This window comes from Acinetobacter sp. WA-87 (assembly GCF_039938935.1).
In the GTDB taxonomy this organism is placed as follows: Bacteria; Pseudomonadota; Gammaproteobacteria; order Pseudomonadales; family Moraxellaceae; genus Acinetobacter; species Acinetobacter seifertii.
In genome coordinates this window covers 385,915-408,331 of sequence record NZ_JBDUVF010000001.1, presented here as the reverse complement: position 1 = coordinate 408,331, position 22,417 = coordinate 385,915, and the positions used below count along the sequence as shown (strand labels likewise).

General features: G+C 39.6%; 19 protein-coding genes. 12 read left to right on the top strand and 7 right to left on the bottom strand.

Annotation, left to right across the window (positions count from 1 at the left end; translation table 11 throughout):
* The first annotated feature begins 114 nt into the window (after nucleotides 1–114).
* Nucleotides 115–867: an iron-containing redox enzyme family protein gene (locus ABFY81_RS01945; protein ID WP_019459076.1), complete on the top strand. Its 753-nt coding sequence runs from the start codon at nucleotides 115–117 to the stop codon at nucleotides 865–867.
* A gap of 48 nt (nucleotides 868–915) precedes the next feature.
* On the opposite strand, the gene ABFY81_RS01940 is transcribed toward ABFY81_RS01945, so the two are convergent.
* A complete protein-coding gene (locus tag ABFY81_RS01940) occupies nucleotides 916–2,055 on the bottom strand; it encodes a helix-turn-helix domain-containing protein (protein ID WP_019459077.1) in 1,140 nt (379 codons plus the stop codon).
* Between the two features lie 156 nt (nucleotides 2,056–2,211).
* Nucleotides 2,212–3,198 (bottom strand): lipoyl synthase, encoded by a 987-nt coding sequence (gene lipA / locus ABFY81_RS01935; protein ID WP_347912918.1) that lies wholly within the window; start codon nucleotides 3,196–3,198, stop codon nucleotides 2,212–2,214.
* A 364-nt stretch (nucleotides 3,199–3,562) separates the two neighbouring features.
* Here lipA and ABFY81_RS01930 point away from each other — a divergent pair, with 364 nt between their 5' ends.
* From ABFY81_RS01930 to ABFY81_RS01905, 6 genes are read left to right on the top strand one after another with little or no spacing between them, the layout of a single operon-like run.
* A complete protein-coding gene (locus ABFY81_RS01930) occupies nucleotides 3,563–4,525 on the top strand; it encodes a thiamine pyrophosphate-dependent dehydrogenase E1 component subunit alpha (protein ID WP_001177517.1) in 963 nt (320 codons plus the stop codon).
* 13 nt (nucleotides 4,526–4,538) lie between these two features.
* Complete coding sequence (locus tag ABFY81_RS01925) at nucleotides 4,539–5,558, top strand: alpha-ketoacid dehydrogenase subunit beta (RefSeq protein WP_001133053.1); 1,020 nt, start codon at nucleotides 4,539–4,541, stop codon at nucleotides 5,556–5,558.
* Between the two features lies 1 nt (nucleotide 5,559).
* The gene (locus ABFY81_RS01920; RefSeq protein WP_347912917.1) at nucleotides 5,560–7,095 is read left to right on the top strand and encodes a 2-oxo acid dehydrogenase subunit E2; all 1,536 of its coding nucleotides are present in this window, start codon (nucleotides 5,560–5,562) and stop codon (nucleotides 7,093–7,095) included.
* A gap of 10 nt (nucleotides 7,096–7,105) precedes the next feature.
* Nucleotides 7,106–8,509, top strand: coding sequence for a dihydrolipoyl dehydrogenase (gene lpdA / locus ABFY81_RS01915; protein ID WP_347912916.1), 1,404 nt, complete (start codon nucleotides 7,106–7,108; stop codon nucleotides 8,507–8,509).
* A gap of 26 nt (nucleotides 8,510–8,535) precedes the next feature.
* Nucleotides 8,536–9,321 carry an acetoin reductase gene (locus tag ABFY81_RS01910; protein WP_347912915.1) on the top strand — a complete coding sequence of 262 codons (786 nt, stop codon included), beginning with the start codon at nucleotides 8,536–8,538 and terminating at the stop codon, nucleotides 9,319–9,321.
* A 29-nt stretch (nucleotides 9,322–9,350) separates the two neighbouring features.
* Complete coding sequence (locus tag ABFY81_RS01905; protein WP_347912914.1) at nucleotides 9,351–10,409, top strand: 2,3-butanediol dehydrogenase; 1,059 nt, start codon at nucleotides 9,351–9,353, stop codon at nucleotides 10,407–10,409.
* A 47-nt stretch (nucleotides 10,410–10,456) separates the two neighbouring features.
* Here the strand turns inward: ABFY81_RS01905 and ABFY81_RS01900 are convergent, their stop codons facing one another.
* Nucleotides 10,457–11,368: a bestrophin family protein gene (locus ABFY81_RS01900; protein WP_347912913.1), complete on the bottom strand. Its 912-nt coding sequence runs from the start codon at nucleotides 11,366–11,368 to the stop codon at nucleotides 10,457–10,459.
* A gap of 70 nt (nucleotides 11,369–11,438) precedes the next feature.
* Nucleotides 11,439–12,710 (bottom strand): sigma-54 dependent transcriptional regulator, encoded by a 1,272-nt coding sequence (locus ABFY81_RS01895; RefSeq protein ID WP_347912912.1) that lies wholly within the window; start codon nucleotides 12,708–12,710, stop codon nucleotides 11,439–11,441.
* Nucleotides 12,711–12,901: 191 nt separating this feature from the next.
* Between ABFY81_RS01895 and ABFY81_RS01890 the strand changes: the two genes are divergently transcribed.
* From ABFY81_RS01890 to ABFY81_RS01875, 4 genes are all read left to right on the top strand, one after another.
* Entirely contained in the window at nucleotides 12,902–13,597 is a 696-nt protein-coding gene (locus tag ABFY81_RS01890) for an MBL fold metallo-hydrolase (protein ID WP_347912911.1), read from the top strand.
* 9 nt (nucleotides 13,598–13,606) lie between these two features.
* Nucleotides 13,607–15,262, top strand: coding sequence for a TIGR01244 family sulfur transferase (locus ABFY81_RS01885; protein WP_347912910.1), 1,656 nt, complete (start codon nucleotides 13,607–13,609; stop codon nucleotides 15,260–15,262).
* A 254-nt stretch (nucleotides 15,263–15,516) separates the two neighbouring features.
* Nucleotides 15,517–16,308: a sulfite exporter TauE/SafE family protein gene (locus ABFY81_RS01880; protein WP_151741151.1), complete on the top strand. Its 792-nt coding sequence runs from the start codon at nucleotides 15,517–15,519 to the stop codon at nucleotides 16,306–16,308.
* Nucleotides 16,309–16,421: 113 nt separating this feature from the next.
* Nucleotides 16,422–17,426 (top strand): homoserine dehydrogenase, encoded by a 1,005-nt coding sequence (locus ABFY81_RS01875; RefSeq protein ID WP_347912909.1) that lies wholly within the window; start codon nucleotides 16,422–16,424, stop codon nucleotides 17,424–17,426.
* A gap of 29 nt (nucleotides 17,427–17,455) precedes the next feature.
* Here ABFY81_RS01875 and ABFY81_RS01870 read toward each other — a convergent pair whose 3' ends face one another.
* Nucleotides 17,456–18,373, bottom strand: a complete 918-nt coding sequence (locus ABFY81_RS01870; RefSeq protein WP_288420415.1) for an EamA family transporter — start codon at nucleotides 18,371–18,373, stop codon at nucleotides 17,456–17,458.
* Nucleotides 18,374–18,539: 166 nt separating this feature from the next.
* Between ABFY81_RS01870 and ABFY81_RS01865 the strand changes: the two genes are divergently transcribed.
* Nucleotides 18,540–19,394, top strand: a complete 855-nt coding sequence (locus ABFY81_RS01865) for an AraC family transcriptional regulator (protein ID WP_347912908.1) — start codon at nucleotides 18,540–18,542, stop codon at nucleotides 19,392–19,394.
* Between the two features lie 19 nt (nucleotides 19,395–19,413).
* Here ABFY81_RS01865 and chrA read toward each other — a convergent pair whose 3' ends face one another.
* Together chrA and ABFY81_RS01855 are read right to left on the bottom strand one after the other, a co-directional pair.
* Nucleotides 19,414–20,760 (bottom strand): chromate efflux transporter, encoded by a 1,347-nt coding sequence (chrA, locus tag ABFY81_RS01860; protein ID WP_347912907.1) that lies wholly within the window; start codon nucleotides 20,758–20,760, stop codon nucleotides 19,414–19,416.
* A 181-nt stretch (nucleotides 20,761–20,941) separates the two neighbouring features.
* Nucleotides 20,942–22,228 (bottom strand): MFS transporter, encoded by a 1,287-nt coding sequence (locus tag ABFY81_RS01855; RefSeq protein ID WP_004701769.1) that lies wholly within the window; start codon nucleotides 22,226–22,228, stop codon nucleotides 20,942–20,944.
* Between the last annotated feature and the right edge of the window lie 189 nt (nucleotides 22,229–22,417).

Below are 22,417 nucleotides of genomic sequence, written 5' to 3'. Positions count from 1 at the left end.
CCTTTGAGAAAAAATGACAAATGGTCGATTAAAGATTGTATCTTTATCATTTTCGGATAGACTTATAGCCGTGAAGTACAGATGATTGCTGTCATATAAATAGGAAAATTAGCAATGACTGCTTTAAATCAATATGGAATGAATTTAGAAATTACAGCGCATAATGAATGGTCTCAGCGATTTTGGGATGATCTTTTACCAGTTAAGGAGCGAGTCAGTAAACATCCGTTTTTTACTGAAATGGCCAATGGGGGATTGAGCCTAGAGAGTTTCCGTTATGCATTACTTAATTTCTATCCATTAGTAGCGCACTTTCCATCATATATGGCTGGTGCATTAGCTAAAGCGACTGCTTTTGCTGAACCAGGTGTAACGGAAGCACGAGACTGGTTAATTCAAAATATTAAAGTCGAAGAACGCCATTTGCGGTGGTATCGTGATTGGGCTAAAGGTTTTGGATTAACTATAGAACAGCTTGATAGCGTGAGACCGCCGGCTGCAATGAATGCGGTGAACCATTTTCTATGGAACATGAGTCATCGTGGTAATTTAGCTGAATGTTTAGCTGCCACCAACTTAGCAATTGAATGGGCGACAGGTGACTGGTCTATTCAAGTCTATAAAGGTATTCATGCTTATACAGATCACCCTGAAGTTACGATTGATAAGCGCTCTTTAGCTTGGTTGCGTGCCCATGCGCATTATGATGATTTACATCCTTATGAAGCCATGGAGTTAATTAAACGTTTGTCGAATGACCGCCCCGATTGGCAGCAAAAAGCATTTCATGCTGCTGAAGAAGGATTGCGTTATTATGAGCTGGCTTTAGATGATTGCTATAGGATACAGCTTAAAGCTTCTGCTTAAGCTGATCTTGAAAAGGGAGAATATTTATACAATATTCTCCCTTTTATTTTATTCAAGCAATTTTAAAAGCTTTACTCTATAAGGTGTATCTTCAGGTAATAATTCAAGTAAGCGTTCAACGGCATCAACTCGATCAGGCACACGACTGACTACCCGTAATAGTTGATCTATATCATCAATTTGATAAATTACATGGCTCAATCGAGCATCAAAACAATCTCTCCAAGCGCATAAGAATGGGCTTTCTGATTTGGCTAAAAAACTACCTCTGTAGAGTGTTAAAGTGGTTGCAGTAAACCCTAAGTTTAACGCCTGCTCAGCCATAAGAAAGTCACATTGAATTTCACAGTTGAGTCTATATGGCCGTGACTCGATAACATCTGGAATTAAGTTTCGAAGTTGAGAGAGTTCAGATTTTAATGTGGTTGTACTCACTGGGCGGTCGCCATATAAAGCGTAGTGTAGTTCTTCTAAGTTTATACCTTCTGGACACAAGGCAAGAATACATAATATTTCGATTTGACGCTGCGTGAGTGTTAAGCCATGTTGATTGTATTGAACTTTAGGTGTGCCTAGAGCCTTAATATATAAAATGTTTTTTTGATGAAGTTGAATGGCTTGTTTTACAAGATCTGCACAGCGTTCAACTGCTAAAATTCCAAGTGAATTATGCTTTTGATACTTAGTTGATAAGTTCATAATGCCATAAAACTGGCCTGTGTTTGCATCGGTGATTGGAGCTGCATAACAGACCCAGTCTCTAACGCTGTTCATCTGGTTTTCATGTGAATAAACACAGCTTGCTGAATGTGTATTGAGTGCAAGACCAATTGCATTTTGACCAACCGCTTGAGTAGACCATTGCCCACCTTCAACAAAGTGGACTTGTTCAGCAGATGAACGCATAGGTGTACTACTCCATGTCCAGAGTAAAGTACCGTGAGGATCTGTCACGCCAATTGCCATATCCGCATCTTCAGCAATATGCATCAAATTTCTATGACACTCTTGGATTGAACGACCAAATAAGGAATGTTGCCATTCCTGATCAAGATCAAATATAGGGGCCGCATCTAAATCGAGTGACGGCTTTTTCACTGAATAGGCTGTTTCAGAAGTTGTTTCCGTTCTAAAGAAAGACGGAAGGTTATCTGTAGAAGGCAATAATAGTTGTTTTGACATATCCATATCGAAATTCCTTTATCGTTGAAATGGCGTATCCTTAGCCGCTCAACAGGTTTAACTTTCTTATTGTGACAATTTCCTCTTATTTCATTTACCTTAAATAGTTTTAATGGGTTTGACCATTAGCCAATTGGATAAGTTTTGTTATTTCGGATTGCGCTAAGACAAAACATCTTCTCTTGAAAATGGCTTCGGTACAGGTTCTCCAAAGTATTGCCGATCGGCAAAATAGCTAGAACGTACCATTGGTGCACTCCAAATATTTTTAAAGCCTAAACGCTTTCCATGCTGAGTGTATCTTTCAAATTCTTTTAAATGGACAAAACGATGAATAGGGGCATGTGACTTTGAGGGCTGTAGATATTGCCCAATAGTGATTAAATCTACATCGTGATCTTTTAAATCATTGAGTAGAGCAAGCACCTCAGCCTCAATTTCTCCTAATCCAACCATCAGACCGCATTTGGTTTTAATATCTGGACAGTATTTCTTAAAACGTTTTAATAAATTTAACGAATGCTGATAGTCCGAACCAGGGCGCATCGCTCTATATAAACGCGGTACTGTCTCAATATTATGATTAAACACGTCGGGTGGCGATAAACTTAATGTCGAAAGTGCAGTTTCTAAACGACCACGAAAGTCTGGAACTAAAATTTCAATCAGCGTGTCTGGACAACGGTTTCTGATTTCTTCAATACACTTCACAAAATGTGCTGCACCACCATCGTGTAGATCATCGCGGTCTACAGAGGTAATCACGACATATTTTAAGTTTAGGTTGGCGACTGTTTCTGCCAGATGCTTAGGTTCATTTTCATCTAAAGGCATTGGACGACCATGAGCTACATCGCAGAAAGGGCATCGTCTTGTACAAATATCTCCCATAATCATAAATGTTGCCGTACCACCACCAAAACATTCAGGTAGATTTGGACATGCGGCTTCTTCACAAACACTATGTAGCTTTTGTTGGCGTAATAAATTTTTGATACGTTGAATTTCTTCGAAATCAGTTATTTTTGCTCGAATCCATTCAGGTTTTTTAGGTAATTCTTCGGTAGGTAAAATTTTAATAGGAATACGAGAAACTTTATCTATTCCTCTTAATTTAATACCTGTTTCTATTTGCCTTTTTAAGTCCATATATAAAATTCCATTTTATATTAAATAAATTTGCAACTAGACTGTTTATAATAAAAACCTTATTTATGTAAACAAAAAAATAAAGAATTTATTAATGCGTATAGTGCACAGCAAATATTATAAATTAATAAAGGTTGGTTAAAGGTTTGTTTTGCAATCATATGAAATTTATTAAAATATTTTAATTTTATTTTTGCTGGTTAAGTTTGTGAAAAATAAAAAATAATAGCTAAAAAACTTATTTAAAACTTTTTAGTCTAATAGCATATTAAATTAAATTGAGCTTTATTATTTATAGCGAAATATATAAGACTCGCTGAAACTTGGTTGATTTTTAATAATCAAGATAATAAAGGAAAAGGATATGCAATTAACGGAAGAGCAATTACTCGCAGCATATAAGCGCATGCGTGATATTCGTGAATTTGAAGATCGACTTCATGAAGAAAATACCAATGGTGATATTCCAGGCTTTATTCACTTATATAGCGGAGAAGAAGCTGTAGCAGTCGGGATTTGTGAGAACTTAACCGACAAAGACTATATCACTTCAACACATCGTGGACATGGACACTGTATTGCAAAAGGCTGTGACATTCACGCCATGATGCTGGAAATTTTTGGTAAAGATGACGGGCTGTGCCGCGGAAAAGGCGGTTCTATGCATATTGCCGATTTAGATAAAGGTATGCTCGGTGCCAACGGGATTGTGGGTGGTGGACCTCCTTTAGCAATTGGTGCAGCTTTGACAGCGAAAACGTTAAAGACTGGTGGCGTCGGACTGTCTTTTACAGGTGACGGTGGCTCAAACCAAGGCCTTACTTTTGAAGCGATGAACATGGCTGTTGTTCTTAAACTTCCAGTAATTTTCGTTTTTGAAAATAACGGTTTTGGTGAAGGTACTGGTCATGATTACGCAGTAGGAAGCAAAGATATTGCTGGTCGTGCAGCAGGCTTTGGTTTACCAGCAGTTAAAGTTGACGGTACAGACTTCTTTGCTGTCTATGAAGCCGCTCAAACTGCCATTGAACGTGCACGCCGTGGTGAAGGTCCGAGCGTGATTGAAACCATTACAAACCGTTTTTATGGCCACTTTGAAGGTGACCCTGGCTTGATTCGTTCTAAAGAAGAAGTCGAGTTCATTAAAGAAAATAAAGATCCTTTGAAAATTTTCCGTGAGAAAGTCAAAGGCAAAATTGATGAAGCCAAACTAGACGAGATTGATGCAGCTTCAAAGGCAAATGTTGATGATGCCGTTGCTAAAGCCCGTGCTGCGGCATACCCAAAACCAGAACAACTCCTTACTGACGTCTATGTCTCTTACTAAAGGAATAGTAAAGATGCCAAATAAAAGTTTTCGTAATGCAATTAAAGAAGCCATTGAATCAGAAATGCGCCGTGATCCAACCGTATTTGTTGTTGGTGAAGATGTTCGTGGTGGGCACGGCGGTAAAAATACTGAAGAAAATCAGTTAGAAGGTTTCGGTGGTGTATTGGGCGTAACCAAAGGCTTATGGACAGAATTTGGTTCGGAACGTGTTATTGATACGCCAATTACCGAGTCTGCAATTATCGGTATGGCCGCTGGTGCTGCTGCAACAGGTTTACGTCCTGTTGCCGATTTAATGTTTATGGATTTCTACGGCGTGTGTCATGACATGCTCTATAACCAAGCTGCTAAATTCCGTTATATGTTCGGTGGAAAAGCAAAAGCACCCATGGTTGTACGTGGCATGATTGGCGCAGGTTTTTCTGCGGCAGCTCAGCATTCTCAGTCACCATATAACGTATTTGCCGCGGTTCCGGGCTTAAAAGTTGTAGTTCCATCTAGCCCATATGATGTGAAAGGGCTGTTAATTCAGGCTATTCGTGATGACGACCCAGTGGTGTTCTGCGAACATAAAATGCTCTATGACATTAAAGGCGAAGTTCCAGATGATGCCTATACCATTCCTTTTGGTGTAGCAAATTACACCCGTGAAGGAACAGACGTGACCATTATTGCTTTAGGCCTGATGGTACACCGCGCCAATGAAGTAGCAGACAAACTGGCAAAAGATGGTATTTCGGTTGAGGTGGTAGACCCTCGTACGATTTCACCTCTGGATGAAGAAGGAATTTTAGAGTCTGTTGCATCGACTGGGCGTGTGGTTATTGTGGATGAATCAGCAGCACGCTGTGGTTTTGGTCATGATGTGGCTGCACTAATCGCCCAAAAAGGTTTCCATTATTTGAAAGCACCTGTTGAACTCGTAACGCCACCACATACGCCTGTTCCATTCTCTCCAGTTTTAGAAAAAGAATGGATTCCAAGTGTAGAGCGTATTGAGCAAGCTGTGCGAAAAACATTGGAGGCTTAGGATGAGCGAAATTAAAACGCTGGAGATCCCGAAATGGGGATTATCCATGGAAGAAGGCACGATCGCCCAATGGTTGATTAAAGAGGGTGATAGCTTTAATAAGGGCGATGAAATTTGTGAAATTGAAACCACAAAAATCGTCAATGTATTAGAAGCGCCTTTTGCTGGAACGCTCCGTAAAATTTTAGCAAAAGACGGGGATACTTTACCCGTCGGTGGACTTATTGCTGTATGTGCTGAAAGTGAAGTTTCTGATGCAGAAGTTGAAAAGTTTATTGCATCACTAGGTGGTTCAGCACCTAAAGCCCCGGAAGCACCTTCGGAGCAAAGTAAGGCGGAAACATCTGCACCTGTTGTTGAAAAAACAGAACAACCACAGACTTCAACAGCTAGCGCTCCAGCGCCTGCAAAGGTAGCTAAAGGTGACTACGCTGTACCAGAGCCATTACAAGGCTATCAAACACCTGATGATTTGTTTGCAACACCACATGCGTTAAAGCTTGCAGAAAAGCACAATGTAAACTTGGCAAAAGTCACAGGTTCTGGTCGTGAAGGACGTATTAGTGTTCAAGACATCCAGAAAGCTGTACAAGCTGCTGGTGGTCAATGGCCTGATGTTAAGCAGCAAACTCAAGCTAAAGTGGTTAAATCTACTGCCGATGATAGCCAAGTTTTAGCGACACCTGTAGCACGCCGTTTAGCAAAGCAATGGGGCATCAATCTAAATGACTGCCGTGTTTCAGGTACTCGTGGTCGGGTCTGTAAAGAAGATGTTGAAGCGGTTTACTATCGTGATAACCCTGCATCGGTAAATGAACAATCTACTCAATGTGCTGTTCAACAACAATCGACCGTTACTACTGTAGCGATGAATGGGATGCGTAAGGCGATTGCTTCAAGGCTACAGGCTGCAAAACGTAATGCACCACATTTTCGCTTAGTGGTCGATCTAAACGTAGAAGCTTTGCAAAATTTACGTAAGCAGATTAATGAGACTGTTCCACAAGTGAAACTTTCTATTAATGACATGCTCATTAAGGCAGCAGCAGCGGCGCTGATTAAAGTACCTGAGGTGAATGTTCAATTTGATGAGGCGACTCAATCAATTTTACAGTTCTCTCAAGCGGATATTTCGGTGGCTGTAGCGATTCCAAACGGTTTAATTACACCGATTGTAAAAGCAGCAAATCAGAAGTCGTTAGCACAGATTTCCGATGACATGCGTGATTTGGCAACCCGTGCTAAGACTGGCAAGTTACAACCTGACGAGTTTCAGGGCGGTAGCTTTAGCATTTCAAATTTAGGAATGTTAGGCATTAAACAGTTCGACGCCATTATTAATCCACCGCAAGGTGCAATTATGGCATTAGGTGCTTCTGAATCACGTGCTGTTGTTGAAAATGGCAATGTAGTGGTTCGTGAGATTGTCACAGCGACATTGTCATGTGATCACCGAGTCATTGATGGCGCAGTTGGGGCGAAATTCTTGGCCAGCTTTAAGCAGTTTGTTGAAAACCCTGCTTTAATTTTGGTGTAGGAGAATCCGCATGTCAGAAACTCAATTTGATTTAATTGTGATTGGCGCGGGACCGGGTGGGTATGTGGCTGCAATTCGTGCAGCCCAGCTCGGGTTAAAAACCGCAATTGTAGAAGAGCAACATTTAGGCGGAATTTGTCTAAATTGGGGCTGTATTCCAACTAAAGCTTTGCTTGCAGGGGCTGAGCTTGCAAACCAGTTTAAACATGCCGGACAGTTTGGTTTTCAGGTATCTCAACTCGATTTTGATATTCAAAAGCTTGTGCAACATAGTCGACAAGTGTCAGCTCAGTTAGTACAAGGCATCGACTACCTGCTGAAAAAGAATCATGTGACAGTGCTTAATGGCCGTGCTCAACTTACGGCTAAAGAAAAACTTGAAGTGACAGATGCTCAAGGTAAAAGTCAGGCTTTGAGTGCACCGCATATTATTTTGGCAACTGGAGCTAAAGCTCGACATGTTCCTCAGCTTCCTGTCGATGGAACCTATGTCTGGAGCTATAAAGAGGCTCTTGTTCCAGAGCAGTTACCGAAAAGTTTACTGGTTGTAGGTTCAGGTGCAATTGGTAGTGAGTTTGCTAGCCTTTATCAAGATTTGGGATGTCAGGTCACGCTTATTGATTTAGCCAAGCAAATTTTACCGACTGAAGATGCGGAAGTAGCTCAATTTGTCAGAAAACAGTTTGAACAAAAAGGAATGAAGGTCTTAACCGACGCTGTCGTTCAAAGTATTCAAATTGAAAATGATCAAGTCCACTGTGTAATTGAAACGGCAAATGACGTTCAAACGCTTGTTTTTGACCGTGTGCTTTCGGCAATTGGTGTACAGCCGAATACCACAGGGTTAGGACTAGAACGTTTAGGTGTAGAACTGAATCCACAAGGTTTTGTGGCAATTGATGACTATTGTAAAACCAATGTAGCAGGGCTTTATGCGATTGGCGATGTGGCTGGAGTACCGTGTCTTGCCCACAAAGCAAGCCATGAAGCCATGATATGTGTCGAGAAAATCGCTGGTGTGCTAAACGTCCATTCACTCGACCGTAGTCAGATACCGGGTTGTATTTTTACACATCCACAAGTGGCGAGTATTGGTTTAACGGAAAATGCAGCAAAAGCTCAGAATCTACCTATACGAATCGGTAAGTTTTCTTTAACTGCAAACGGCAAAGCTTTGGCAATTGGAGATGCGTCAGGTTTCGTTAAAACGGTGATACATGCTGAAACGGGTGAATTACTTGGTGCACATATGGTAGGCCATGAAGTAACCGAACATATCCAAGGCTTTGCGATTGCCAAATATCTTGAAGCAACTGATGAAAGTTTAGCTCAAGTGATTTTCCCGCATCCAACATTATCAGAAGCTATGCATGAATCCATTCTAGCTTCAATGCAACGAGCGATTCATATGTAGAAATTCTGCATTTACAGGAGTTGAACATGGTTAAGGGATTAAAAAATAAAGTCGTTTTAGTGACGGGGGCAGCTCAAGGCATTGGCCGTGGGATTGCCCTGCGCTTGGCGCAAGAAGGGGCACATATTGCATTAGTGGATATGAAACAAGATCGACTGAACGATGTGCAGCAGGAAATTCAGGCTTTAGGTGTAAATGCGAGCACATTTATTGCTGATGTAAGTGACCGAGAGCAAGTGTATGCCGCTATAAATCATGCTGAGCAGACACTTGGTGGGTTTGATGTCATGATTAATAACGCTGGAATTGCTCAAGTTCAGGCGATTGCGGAAATCACACCTGATGAATTTCAAAAAATTGTTGATATCAATATTGGTGGAGTGCTGTGGGGTATTCAGGCGGCTGCTGCAAAATTTAAGCAACGCCAACATAAAGGTAAAATCATTAATGCTTGCTCAATTGCAGGCCATGATGGTTTTGCTTTACTCGGTATTTACTCGGCAACCAAATTTGCGGTACGAGCACTTACGCAAGCTGCGGCAAAAGAATATGCCAGTCATGGTATTACGGTAAATGGATATTGCCCCGGAATTGTCGGAACAGACATGTGGGTTGAAATTGATAAACGTTTTGCTGAAATTACTGGTGCTACTATAGGTGAAACTTATAAAAAGTATGTAGAAGGCATTGCTTTAGGTAGAGCCCAAACACCAGATGATGTGGCTGCATTAGTTGCTTTTCTGGCAAGTGAAGATTCAGACTATATTACGGGTCAATCCATTTTAACGGACGGTGGAATAGTCTATCGCTAAAACAACATCCTGATTTGAGGGAGATAATAATGAAAGCAGCGCGTTTTTATGACAGAGGCGATATTCGTATTGAAGATATCCCTGAACCAGAAGTCAGTCCCGGCACTGTAGGTATTAAGGTAGCTTGGTGTGGAATCTGTGGTACAGATTTGCACGAATTTATGGAAGGGCCAATTTTTATTCCACCATGTGGACATCCACATCCTATTTCAGGCGAATCTGCGCCGATTACCATGGGCCATGAGTTTTCAGGTGTTGTCTATGCTGTAGGTGAAGGTGTTGATGATATTGAAATTGGTCAACATGTGGTGGTAGAGCCTTATATTGTGGCTGATGATGTACCGACTGGACCGGACGATAATTATCATCTTTCCAAAAATATGAACTTTATTGGTTTAGGTGGTCGTGGTGGTGGTTTATCGGAAAAAATTGCAGTTAAACGCCGTTGGGTACACCCAATTTCCAATAAAATTCCACTGGATCAGGCAGCCTTAATTGAACCGTTATCGGTGGGTCACCATGCTTTCGTGCGTAGTGGTGCAAAGGCTGGTAATATTGCACTGGTTGGCGGTGCTGGGCCAATTGGTTTATTGCTTTCGGCAATTTTAAAAGCGAAAGGTCTTAAAGTCATCATTACCGAATTAAGTGCCAAACGTAAAGAAAAAGCCAAAGAGTCGGGAGTCGCAGATTATATTTTAGACCCCTCAGAAGTTGATGTTATTTCTGAGGTTATGAAAATTACCAATGGCGATGGTGTCGATGTCGCATTTGAATGTAGTAGCGTTAACAAGGTATTAGATACTTTAGTTGCAGCAGTGAAACCAACTGGTGTGATTGTCATAGTTTCGATTTGGAGCCATCCAGCATCAATTAATGTGCATAGTGTGGTAATGAAAGAGCTTGATGTACGAGGCACAATTGCCTATGTAAATGACCATCAGGAGACGATCAAACTGGTTGAAGAAGGTAAAATAAATCTTGAACCTTTTATTACGCAGCGTATTCAACTGGATGATTTGATTTCACAAGGTTTTGAAACCTTAATTCATAATAATGAGTCGGCAGTTAAGATTATTGTACAACCCTAAATAGAAACTTAAACATGTAAAAAAGAGCGAATCATCGCTCTTTTTTATTAAAGTAAATTGTTGTTTTTGGCTTCAATAATAGGAGGTAATGGCTGTCCTAAAGAGCTTAAAGATTCTCGCTCAATCAAACGTACAATAGAATCGAGCGGTAAATCATTTTCTTGCAAACCAAAAGGTTCTTCAATTTGAGCACTTAAAGCATCTAGCCCTAAAAACATATAAGCGATTAAGCCAACAATAAGCGGTGTCCAAATACCTAAAGCTGCTTCAAGGCTAAACGGTAATATGAAACAGAAACAATAAACAGCGCGATGTAAAAGTACAGAATAAGAGTAGGGTAAAGGTGTACCAGCAATACGGTCACAACCCGCTTGAATATTGCCTAACTCAATAATATGTCGATTTAGCGTGCTATAGATAATGTCACTAATTTCGCCGTCTTTTAGTATTTTAACTAAATCTTTTTGAATGTTTTCGAGTACAAACTGCGGTGCATTAATATGATCATTTAAATAATCGAGTGAAGAGTTATTTAAATAAGCATGTTCAAGAAATTTGGTCGGCTCAGCGGTTTGCTGGCGCAGTCGATCACGTAGTAAATTACTAAAAATTAAGACCTGATGAATTAAATGTTCACGTTGTTCATTGGTGAGAATATGGCTGTCTCTAACAATATGTCTGGCATTAGCAATTAATGCACCCCAAAGTTTGCGGCCTTCCCACCAACGGTCATAACAGGCGTTATTTCTAAAACCCGTACAAATGGAAAGAATCACACCAAAGATTGTAAATCCAATTGCGGGTACAGTAGGAATTTGAATCCAATGATAATAGGAAAGCCAAACTACACATGCTGAAATAAATACAACAAAACTTAATGCTGGCAAGACCTTGGGTAGAACAGTTCCTTTCCATGCAAATAAGAGTTTAAAAACGTTGCTTTTATCGCGAACAATCATAGAAAGCCTTTGAATTTAATGGATCTAACCAACTGCAATATGATACGCCTTAGATCTAACAAATACCTAGCTAAAGCTTATGTTTTTGTCTATAACGCCAAAGCGTTGTACGGCTAATACCAAAAATATTAGCAACCATATTCAGGTTATGGTCATATTTTTCTAAAGCAGCTTGCACATTTTCTGGACTAAGCTCGGTATTTGTCTCAGGCAATTTAACGTAATCGTCAGCATTTAAAAGTTCATTTGGTAAGTCTTCAACTTCAATCTCATCCTTACCATTTGCCATCGTTAACGCATAAAGTAGGGTGTTTTTAAGCTCACGAACATTTCCTGGCCAGTCATAATTTAAAAGAACTTGCATGGCTTTTTGATTGACATGACGAGGCATGGTGTCGAGTTGAGTTGAGCTTTCTTTTAAAATCTGATCGACAATGAGTGGAATATCGACTTTTCGTTCTCTGAGTGGCGGTATAAAAATTGGAATTACGCGTAAACGGTAAAGTAAATCATGACGGAACCGTCCAGCTTTAGCTTCTTCGCGTAAAGCTTTATGTGTTGCAGTAATAATTCGGACATTGGCCTGAATCGGTTTTTCACCACCCACTGGAGTAAACTCACCTGTTTCTAACACTCGTAATAATTTAGCCTGAAGCTCTAAAGGAATCTCGGCAATTTCATCCAGAAAAAGTGTTCCACCAGCGGCACGTTCAAACACGCCTTTATGATCACGAATTGCTCCCGTGAAAGCACCTTTTACATGTCCAAACAGCTCACTTTCTAAAATATTTGCATTGAGAGCAGCACAGTTAATCGCTACAAAAATTTTGTTCTTGCGCTGGCTATAATCGTGAATGGCTTTTGCTACCAATTCTTTACCACTGCCAGATTCACCGCGGACAAGCACTGGAAACTCAGTAATAGCTACTCTTTGAATAATCGAAAACATACGAGCCATTTCTGGTGAGCAGCTATTAAAAACTTTGGCTAAGTCTTTCAATTGCTCTGTTATTTCTAACGGTTCTGTAATGTCATTTTCATTGCTTATCGGCTGTAAAATATGTAGCTTCCCAATAATCCGATGCTCGGCAATATAAATATCATGTTCTTGATAGATAAATCGCTTTCTCATTTTAGGAGTATTGATTTCGAGATATTGATTGTGATGATCTTGAGTAAGCGCTGCCATGCTCTCAACAGAAATGTCATCTGTGTTAAATTTATAGTGAATTGCGTGAGTCGTTGTGTCTGCTAAAAACAGACTCGCATTTGGGAATAAAGCCTTAAGTTGCTCAAATAAAATATAAAAATCTTGTTCTGACTCAAAATTTAGCTTTGCCATTTTATATGTTTCACAATCGTTTCATTGAAACATACTTGAGTTTCATAGAAACATCAAGAAAAGTTTATATTCTGATTTTAATTTTAAATTTTCAATTAAATATATGATTTTTAATCTTATTATTTAAATAAAAATAATTGGCATTGTATTTGCAAAATATAGGATAGAAATAAATTATCGGGGTATAAATCATGTTCTTTAAGCAATTTTTTGAACAAGAAAGTTCGACTTATACATATATGCTTGGATGCGAAGAAACACGAGAGGCTATTTTAATTGACCCAGTTGCATCAGATATAGAAATCTATGCAAAAGAATTAGAAAAGCATCAATTTACGCTCATCTATACCTTAGATACACATGTTCATGCAGATCATATTACTGCTGCAAATTTACTGCGTGAACGTTTTCATTGTAAATCGGTTTTACATAGAAACTCAGATGTAAGTTGCGGAGATATTCTTATTACAGATGGTTGTACGCTGAAACTAGGCAAACTTAGTATTGAAGCACGCTATACACCAGGTCATACCAATGCTTGTACGAGTTATTTGGTGGGAAATATGGTTTTCACTGGTGATGCATTATTAATTGATGGATGCGGTCGAACCGACTTCCAGCAGGGAAATGCGGGCACACTTTATGACAGTATTCATAAACAACTTTTTAGCTTGCCTGACGACACTATTGTGTATCCGGGACACGATTATAAAGGTCGTTTATCTTCAACCATTGGCAATGAACGCTTAAATAATTCACGTCTAGGTCAGAATCGCTCGCGTGAAGATTTTATTGAATTAATGAATAACTTAAATCTGCCATATCCAAAACAAATTGATAAAGCACTTCCTGCTAATCAGGCTTGCGGCTCAATTTCACAATTATAAGGTGGCAATATGGAACTTAAACGAGTTAATCAAGATTTTTATGTTGCTGGCCAGATTACTGCCAACGATATTGTAAAAATTGCAGACGAAGGAATAAAAACTCTGATATGTAACCGTCCAGATGGGGAAGGTGCAGATCAACCCAATGTGATTGAAATTGAAGAAGCAGCTCAGCGACATGGCCTAAACGTAATCTATCAGCCTGTTATCAGTGGTAAAATTAGCGATCAACAAGTTACCGAGTTTAAGCAGCTTTATCAGAATGCTCAGAAGCCCGTTTTAGCATATTGTCGCTCTGGTATGCGTGCAATCAGTTTATGGGCTTTGGCTGAAGTTGCTCCACAAGATGCAGCACTGTTAGTTGAGTCGGGTAATAAGCTTGGGTTTAACTTAAAAGGCTTGGTGCCACGTATTTTAAAACGTGATCATGAACCAGCCACAATTCCTTGTTATAGCGTTGTGATTGTTGGCGCTGGGGCAGCAGGAATTTCTGTAGCGTCGAGTCTTTTATGTCGTGAACCTCATTTAGATATTGTCATTATTGATCCCGCAGATACACATTATTATCAACCGGGCTGGACCATGGTCGGTGGTGGTATTTTCAAACCACAAGTAACCGCACGCTCAATGACAAGTGTGATACCTTCAAAAGTAAAATGGATGAAAGCTGCGGTTGCTGGATTCGACCCTGAGCATAATCAGGTTATTTTGGAAGGATGCCAACCTATTCAATATAAAGCTTTGGTCGTGTGTCCCGGTTTAAAACTGAATTGGCATGGCATTGAAGGTTTAGTCGAAACCTTAGGAAAAAATGGGGTGACGTCTAACTATCGTTATGATCTAGCGCCGTATACATGGGAACTGGTGCAACAATTAAACGGTGGAAAGGCGATCTTTACCCAACCGCCTATGCCGATTAAATGTGCAGGTGCTCCTCAAAAAGCGATGTACCTTTCAGCCGATTACTGGTTAAAGCAAGGCCAACTTAAAAATATCTCTATTCATTTTTATAACACTGGCGCTGTTTTATTTGGTGTTAAAGAATATGTACCTGCACTAATGCAATACGTTGAAAAATATGGCACTGAACTTCATTTTAACCATCAACTTGTCAAAGTAGACGGGCCTGCAAAGAAAGCATGGTTCAAAGTGGTGAATGATGAAAATGCAGCATTAGTCGAGACCGATTTCGATATGTTGCATGTTGTTCCACCCCAACAAGCCCCAGATTTTATTCGTGCTAGCACACTCACTGATGACACAGGCTGGGTGAGTGTGAATCCTCAAACTTTACAACACACACAGCATGCCAATATTTTCGCTTTAGGTGATGTGATGAATGCGCCTAATGCCAAAACGGCTGCTGCTGCACGCGCACAAGCTCCGATCGTCGCTGTGAATGTGATAACGCAGCTCAAGGGTGAACAAAACTTCTGTGAATACAATGGGTATGGCTCATGTCCACTCACAGTAGAGCGTGGAAAAATCGTTCTAGCCGAGTTTGGTTACGGCGGTAAATTGCTTCCTAGTTTTCCAAAATGGGTGATTGATGGACAAAAACCATCTCGTTTGGCTTGGTTGCTTAAAGAACAGATTTTGCCACCGATTTACTGGCAAGGCATGCTCAAAGGCCGCGAGTGGATGGTCAAACCTGAGCGAGGATAAGTAAAGCAACGCTTTACCCGAGCGCAAGGCGAAAGCTGTGCTTGAGCGGAAGAGGATAAACAAAGCAACGCTTTACCCTGAGAAGCGACTGAAGCTTCGCAAGAAGACGAGAGCTGTGCTCGAGTGGAAGAGGATAAGTAAAGCAACGCTTTATCCTGAGAAGCGGTTGAAGCTTCGCAAGAAGATGAGAATTTGCTTACTCATCAAATGGCAGTCCACAGCAAATGAAATATATGCAATTTTAGGCTTTTGATATGTTACTACTTGTCGTTGAAGGCATTGTTATTGGCTTTTTACTTGGTCTTACTGGTGCGGGTGGCGGTATTCTCGCTGTACCCGCACTCATGACAAGTCAAGGCTGGACAGTGGCTCAAGCAGCGCCTATTGGTTTGCTGGCTGTCGCGCTATCTACCCTGATTGGGACTATTGAAGGCTTACTTAAAAAGATTGTGCGCTATCGCGCTGCAATCTGGATAGCAATTATTGGTACTCCCATGGCCCATATTGGAATCTTAATATCCAATACGATTTCACCTGTCTGGCTCATGTTAATGTTTAGCTTGGTTATGTTTACAGTGGGTTATCGACTCATCAGTAACCGAGTTTCAGATTTCCATAACCCGCCGTGTCAGGTCAACCCAAGTACAGGGCGATTTATCTGGAATTTTAAAACTGGAGGTGTACTTGCAGGCATTGGAATTATTGCGGGGCTTTTAACTGGTATGCTAGGTGTTGGTGGTGGCTTTGTAATTGTACCAGCGCTTAGAAAAGTCACAAATTTGGATATGCATAGCATTGTTGCAACCTCACTTATGATTATTTTTCTCATTAGTGGCATAAGTATTGTGATGCATATTGCAGAAGGTTTTCACTATCCAGTAGGCATTACCAGTGCGTTTGCTCTTGCATGTGTAGCAGGCATGCTATTAGGTCGTCGAGCTATTCGCTTTATTCCACCTACGATTGTACAAAAAGTCTTTGCTTTAATGGTTTTTGCTGTCGCAATTTATATGGTTATTAAGATTGTTAATCTAACAAATATCTGAGCGATATAGTATTTTAACTTATCTATATAAATATAAAGTTTCCAGAGATGATGCATTGAAATTGTCTATGGAAACTTTTTGATTTAAATCATATAAATTTTTGAGAAAGCGATATGAAGCGAGTTAACGTGGCAATTTGTGGTTTTGGACGGATTGGGCAACAAATTGCAGAGCTTCTTTTAAATCGATCGACATACTATAAACAAAAATATCAAGCTGATGCCCGTTTAGTGGGTGTCTGTAATTCATCTTCAGGTTTAATTGACCAAGATGGTTTACAAGCTTCAAAGTGGCTAGATAAAGCACAATATCAAGCAGGTCTCACTGAACAAAAGTTTTTACAACAGGTTCAGGCGGATGTCATTATTGAGACTGGCCCAAGTGATTATGTGACAGGTGGAAAAGGCCTATTTTATTTAAATTATGCTTTAACACATAACATGAATGCGATTGCAGTATCTAAAGGTGCTTTAGTCGTAGAAGGTAAAAAACTAATTAACTTGGCACATCAGCACAATAAAAAACTATTTTTTAGCGGCGCGACGGCTGCGGCTTTACCGACTGTTGATTTGTTTGAATATAACTTGGCTGGTTGCCAAATTTTAGAAATAGAAGGTGTGTTTACAGGCACCACAAATTTTATTTTGAATGATATGTTGCAACACGAATGTGCATTTACAGAATCTCTTGAAAAAGCTCAAGTAAAAGGTATTGCGGAACCTGACAGTTCTTTCGATGTAGATGGATGGGATACCGCTGCTAAAATTACAATACTGGCAAATACTGTTTTGGGAGCTGATATAAAAATTAAAGATATTCCAAGACAAGGAATCAGTCATGTAACTGCCGATCATATACGTGATTGGAAAAATGAAAATCTAACTCCTCGTTTGGTTGGTTTTATTCATATTAAAAATCAGCAAATTCAAACGGGTGTTGAATTAAGACTAGTTGCAGCAAATCATCCTTTTGCTCATCTGCAAGGTTCTAATAAATGCATACGAGTGTTAACGCAAGAGATGGGTGAGTTTGTGGTCAGTGGAGGGGCATCTGCGCCTTTAGCTACAGCAGCTGCAGCTTTAAAAGATTTCGAGTTATTGCTAAAAACGGGCTGTTAAAATTAATTATGATTTATAAAAAAGCAGGCTTAGGCCTGCTTCTCACAACTTTTTTGACTATTAAATAACTTTTTTCCAATTTCTAACTTACTAAACATTAAGTAATTGCCAAGTAAAATTAATAAAATTCCAAGTACAGCATTTAAAGTCCACTCATATCCTTCAAAGAAAGTAGAAACTGTTAAAGCAACTAAAGGGAAGAGCAACGTGCTATAAGCTGCTTTGGCTGCGCCAATTCGTCCAACCAGAGAAAAATAAGCAGAGAACCCAATAACCGTACCAAATACAGCTAAGTAAAGTACCGAACTTAAAAATGGGAAATTCATCGGTGGCATTAAATCTTGTCCTGTAAATAAAGCTAGGCTTAACATCACCAATGCCCCATAGCTCATGGCATAACAGTTTGTTGAAAAGATATTTAGACCACGTTTTTGGTGTCTAACACTAATCATATTTCCTAAAGAAAAACCGTAAGTGCCTATTGCACATAGTCCGATACCCATTAATAACTGTGCATTAAACTGGCTATTAATCAGGTCATGCCAAAACAGTAAAACAATACCTATGAGTCCTAAAATTGCAGCTGGCGCAAAGTTTGGAGAAGGTTTCTGTTTAAAAAAGATAAGCGCATTAATGGCATTAAAGAAAACAGCCATTGAAAAAATGACAGACTCTAAACCGCTATTTACATATTTAACCGCAGTATAAAAACAAATAAAGTTTAGGCCAAAAACACAAAGGCCTTGCAGCATACAAAACAAGTGATCTTTTAAAGCAATTCGCTGTAATTTTCCTGAAAATAGTAAAACAACCCACAGTAATAAGGCTGAAATGGCAAAACGCCATAAAATTGCGACAACGGGTGTTGCATAGTGGCTTTGAACGGCAATTCCAATCCATGTTGTTCCCCAAATCAACACCACCGCAACATAGAGTAAAATATTCATAACTTCATCCTCGATTACCAAGCTTAAGTATCTAGGAATGCTTCATTTTTCACGTATATATTCTTGTGTTATACATGCAAGATCTTGCGCTTTTTATATAACTGAACTAGCTGAATTTTGCTGAATATGGTTAACTTAAGCTCAATGATATTCGTTTTAATTTTGCATGGCCTATCAAACTTTAGAACAGCTACAGCAATCTAAAGCCAAGCTTCACGAAACTGTGGTGCTTGATGAAAATATGCAACTTGCATTTTGGTCTAATCAGCAAGATCGTGTAAGTGTCTGTAGCGATCACCATACTTTAAGTCTGTATATTCAAGATGGCTATGAAAGCTATCAAAAAACACCTGCGGGCTGGAAAAATGGCGGTGGGCCGGGGCGTTTTTGTTTGTTGCCTGAACATCAGGAATCAACTTGGGACATACGTGGTGGGCTTAAATTCGTTCACTTGTATTATACCGACCAACATTTGCGTGATGTTGCTGAAAAAATATGGGACAAAGAGCCCAATCAAATTGAACTAAACGAAGTTGTCTTTAATGATGACGAAAAGATTCGTGCGCTATATCAGTTTTTCTTGTTAGATTGTGATTGGAATGATTCATCAAATCATTTACAAATGAGTACAACTGCCAGTTTATTGTTAAATCATTTAATTCGAAGATACAGCAACGTGAAATGGCAGCAGCCAGTCATTAAAGGTGGGCTTGCTCCTCATAAACTCAAATATATTCAGGAATGGATTGAAGGGCATTTAGACCAAGCACTCACTTTGTCAGACTTGGCAAATGTTGTGAATTTAAGTGAATACCATTTTGCTCATATGTTTAAACAGTCTATGAATATGGCGCCTCACCAATATGTCATGCAAAGACGTTTAACTAAGGCAAAGGGGTTAATTCAGTCATCTCAGCTTTCTTTACAAGATATTGCTTTGGTATGTGGTTTTAGTTCAGCAAGCCATTTAAGCCATCGCTTTAAACAGTTTTATGGCATGAGTCCTTCACAATTACGTTAAAAGACCCCATGACTCATTTTTATAAAAGATAAACACCTAAACCAATTAGTGCCGAAGCAAAAATGACATACAACACATTAATGTTAAAGCGGAATAAGGCAATAAATGAAGCCACTGTAATGACGGCTGCGATAGTGTCAAAGTGACCGGAAAAACCGTGCGGCCATAGCACGTGATAACTAAAAAATAATGCTAGATTTAAAATGACACCGACCACAGCCGCGGTAATTGCAGTGAGTGGTGCGGTAAACTTAATTTCATTGTGTGTAGATTCAATAAAAGGACCACCTGCAAAAATAAATACAAATGAAAAGAGAAAGGTAAACCAAGTCACAATGACAGCACCGAGCGCTCCAGCAAAAAATAGATGTTCAGACCCAAGTAATGAATGATTAACACCTCCTAAAAAACCAACAAAGGCAACTACCATAATCAGTGGACCGGGTGTAGTTTCCCCAAGTGCCAATCCATCAATCATTTGCGTAGGTGAAAGCCAGTCAAAATGATTGACTGCGCCCTGATAGACGTAAGGTAAAACTGCGTAAGCGCCCCCAAACGTAAGCAGCGCAGCTTTAGTGAAAAACCACGCCATTTGAGTATAAGAATGATGCCATCCAAAATATGCGCCTAAAGCTAAAATTGGCAATAACCATAACGCAATGGCCACAAAAATAAGTTTAGCTAATCGTGACCAATGAAATTTAGCATGCTCTGGTGTTGGGGTATCATCATCAATAAATGCTGGGCCATAATCTTTTTGACTAGCTTTGTGACCAGCCGCTGAGGAAAGTAGCTCAGGGTACTTTTTACTTACTAAATAACCTGCAATGCCTGCTGATAAAACAATAAGCGGGAAAGGAAGCTTTAAGACAAAAATGGCAAGAAACGCTGCAATTGCCACGAACCATAAAAATTTATTTTTAAGCGAACGGCTACCTATACGGTATGTTGCATGAAAGACAATTGCGGTGACGGCAGGCTTTATCCCGTAAAAAATACCAGCAATAATCGGAACATCTCCAAATTTTATATAGACCCAAGACAGCCCAATTAAAATAAATAAAGACGGTAGGACAAATAGAATGCCTGCGACTAATCCTCCCGCAGTTCTGTGCATAAGCCAACCAATGTAGGTTGCTAATTGCTGCGCTTCAGGGCCGGGTAACAGCATGCAGTAGTTAAGTGCATGGAGAAATCTTTTTTCAGAAATCCAGCGCTTTTGTTCAACGAGTTCCTGATGCATCACAGCGATTTGTCCAGCTGGCCCGCCAAAGCTAATAAAGCCTAACTTGAGCCAAAATAAAAAGGCTTGCCAGAAGGTGACTTGAATAATACTTTCAGGTAAAGGGGATTTTTCGTTTTCCATTTTTATCCCATCAAAAAATTGATTTATATAGATCAGCAGCATCAAACTCAAAATTGCTAATGAATTAAGCAGGTGCGTTGTACTATGTAGTTATAAGATACAGAACAAAAATGAATTTCTTATTATTTTAAAAAGATATTCTTCTAAAAAAAGCTCTAGAAGAATATCTAACTTTTAGTTTTTAATGATCATGTTCTAAATAATCTGGATTTTTCGGAAGCGCAAGGCTACATAAGAAACAGATAATCAGCATGACAATGACGTAAATAAAGAAAGTATTTTCAATTCCAGCAGCTTTGAACTGTAAGGCAACTGAAGGTGCAGAACCACCAAACAGCGCATTACCTACTGCATACGAAAAACCTACGCCTAAAGCTCGTACATGAGGCGGGAACATTTCAGCTTTTACCAAACCACTAATAGAGGTATAGAAACTGAGTAACATCATCATAAAGATGAGTAGCAGGGCTATAATAATCGGAGAGTCAATATTGGCTCGCATCCCGACCACCATGACTGGATAAATAAAAATGGCGGACAATAAGCTAAATGCCAACATTGAAGAGCGGCGCCCAATACGATCGGATATTGCACCAAATACAGGTTGAGCACACATATAGACAAATAGCGCGAAGGTCATGATATAACCAACGGTTTTTCCATCCATCCCTAAATTGGTCAAATAGGTTTTTGAGTAAACAGTTTCTACATAAAATGTTAAGGAACCAGCAGAAGTGTATCCGACCACCAATAAAAAGGTTTTCCAATGCTTTTTAAAGAGTTCTCTTAAGCTACCAGACTCTTTACGTTCGCTATCTTGATGAGAAAGTGTTTCTTCTAAACGACTACGAGCAAGTAAAGATAAAATTGCCGCGATACCACCAATCACAAATGGAATACGCCAACCGCCGTCATGTAATTGTTGCTCACTTAAAAATGCCAACAAAATAACGCCAAGTAAGCTTGCGAGTAACTGACCGCCAGAGAGGGTGACATACTGGAAAGACGAGTAAAAACCACGTTGACCTTTCAAGCCTAGTTCACTCATGTAAGTTGCAACTGCTCCATACTCGCCACCCACAGATAAGCCTTGAAGTAATCGCACTACAAGTAAAAGAAAGGGTGCAAATAAACCAACTTGATCATAAGTTGGCAAAGCTGCAAACAAAAATGAGCTTAGGGCCATCAGACAGATTGAGATAATCATCGACTTTTTTCGACCATGTCGGTCTGCGATGCGTCCAAATACCCAACTACCAATTGGACGCATAAAGAAACTTGCAGCAAACACACCCCAAACATAAATAGACTTAGTCGTACTATCCATATCTGGTGCAGTTAGGGCTTGAGTAAAGTAGGCAGCAAATACTGCATAGATATAAAAGTCGAACCATTCAACTAAATTACCAGAGGCTGCGCCTACAATCCCACGTATCCGGCTACGTTTTTCTTCCTGAGTATATGTCATATTTATTCCATCGTTTTGTAGACAAAAACTAGGAATTTTTTAGGTATGCTATACAGAAAATAGAATGAAACATTAAAAATCACTCGACCTTGAGCACTTCCTTAAAATTCCTAACCATTTATTTTTTCTAATTTTAAAATTCGATTCTAGTAAAATTACGTCCTTTTGTTCGATTTAAAGATAAATTAA

What these genes read in the sequence shown, in the direction of transcription:
- ABFY81_RS01945 (WP_019459076.1), top strand. Translation starts at nt 115, where the DNA reads ATGACTGCTTTAAATCAATATGGAATGAATTTAGAAATTACAGCGCAT.
- ABFY81_RS01940 (WP_019459077.1), bottom strand. Translation starts at nt 2,055, where the DNA reads ATGGATATGTCAAAACAACTATTATTGCCTTCTACAGATAACCTTCCG.
- lipA (WP_347912918.1), bottom strand. Translation starts at nt 3,198, where the DNA reads ATGGACTTAAAAAGGCAAATAGAAACAGGTATTAAATTAAGAGGAATA.
- ABFY81_RS01930 (WP_001177517.1), top strand. Translation starts at nt 3,563, where the DNA reads ATGCAATTAACGGAAGAGCAATTACTCGCAGCATATAAGCGCATGCGT.
- ABFY81_RS01925 (WP_001133053.1), top strand. Translation starts at nt 4,539, where the DNA reads ATGCCAAATAAAAGTTTTCGTAATGCAATTAAAGAAGCCATTGAATCA.
- ABFY81_RS01920 (WP_347912917.1), top strand. Translation starts at nt 5,560, where the DNA reads ATGAGCGAAATTAAAACGCTGGAGATCCCGAAATGGGGATTATCCATG.
- lpdA (WP_347912916.1), top strand. Translation starts at nt 7,106, where the DNA reads ATGTCAGAAACTCAATTTGATTTAATTGTGATTGGCGCGGGACCGGGT.
- ABFY81_RS01910 (WP_347912915.1), top strand. Translation starts at nt 8,536, where the DNA reads ATGGTTAAGGGATTAAAAAATAAAGTCGTTTTAGTGACGGGGGCAGCT.
- ABFY81_RS01905 (WP_347912914.1), top strand. Translation starts at nt 9,351, where the DNA reads ATGAAAGCAGCGCGTTTTTATGACAGAGGCGATATTCGTATTGAAGAT.
- ABFY81_RS01900 (WP_347912913.1), bottom strand. Translation starts at nt 11,368, where the DNA reads ATGATTGTTCGCGATAAAAGCAACGTTTTTAAACTCTTATTTGCATGG.
- ABFY81_RS01895 (WP_347912912.1), bottom strand. Translation starts at nt 12,710, where the DNA reads ATGGCAAAGCTAAATTTTGAGTCAGAACAAGATTTTTATATTTTATTT.
- ABFY81_RS01890 (WP_347912911.1), top strand. Translation starts at nt 12,902, where the DNA reads ATGTTCTTTAAGCAATTTTTTGAACAAGAAAGTTCGACTTATACATAT.
- ABFY81_RS01885 (WP_347912910.1), top strand. Translation starts at nt 13,607, where the DNA reads ATGGAACTTAAACGAGTTAATCAAGATTTTTATGTTGCTGGCCAGATT.
- ABFY81_RS01880 (WP_151741151.1), top strand. Translation starts at nt 15,517, where the DNA reads ATGTTACTACTTGTCGTTGAAGGCATTGTTATTGGCTTTTTACTTGGT.
- ABFY81_RS01875 (WP_347912909.1), top strand. Translation starts at nt 16,422, where the DNA reads ATGAAGCGAGTTAACGTGGCAATTTGTGGTTTTGGACGGATTGGGCAA.
- ABFY81_RS01870 (WP_288420415.1), bottom strand. Translation starts at nt 18,373, where the DNA reads ATGAATATTTTACTCTATGTTGCGGTGGTGTTGATTTGGGGAACAACA.
- ABFY81_RS01865 (WP_347912908.1), top strand. Translation starts at nt 18,540, where the DNA reads ATGGCCTATCAAACTTTAGAACAGCTACAGCAATCTAAAGCCAAGCTT.
- chrA (WP_347912907.1), bottom strand. Translation starts at nt 20,760, where the DNA reads ATGGAAAACGAAAAATCCCCTTTACCTGAAAGTATTATTCAAGTCACC.
- ABFY81_RS01855 (WP_004701769.1), bottom strand. Translation starts at nt 22,228, where the DNA reads ATGACATATACTCAGGAAGAAAAACGTAGCCGGATACGTGGGATTGTA.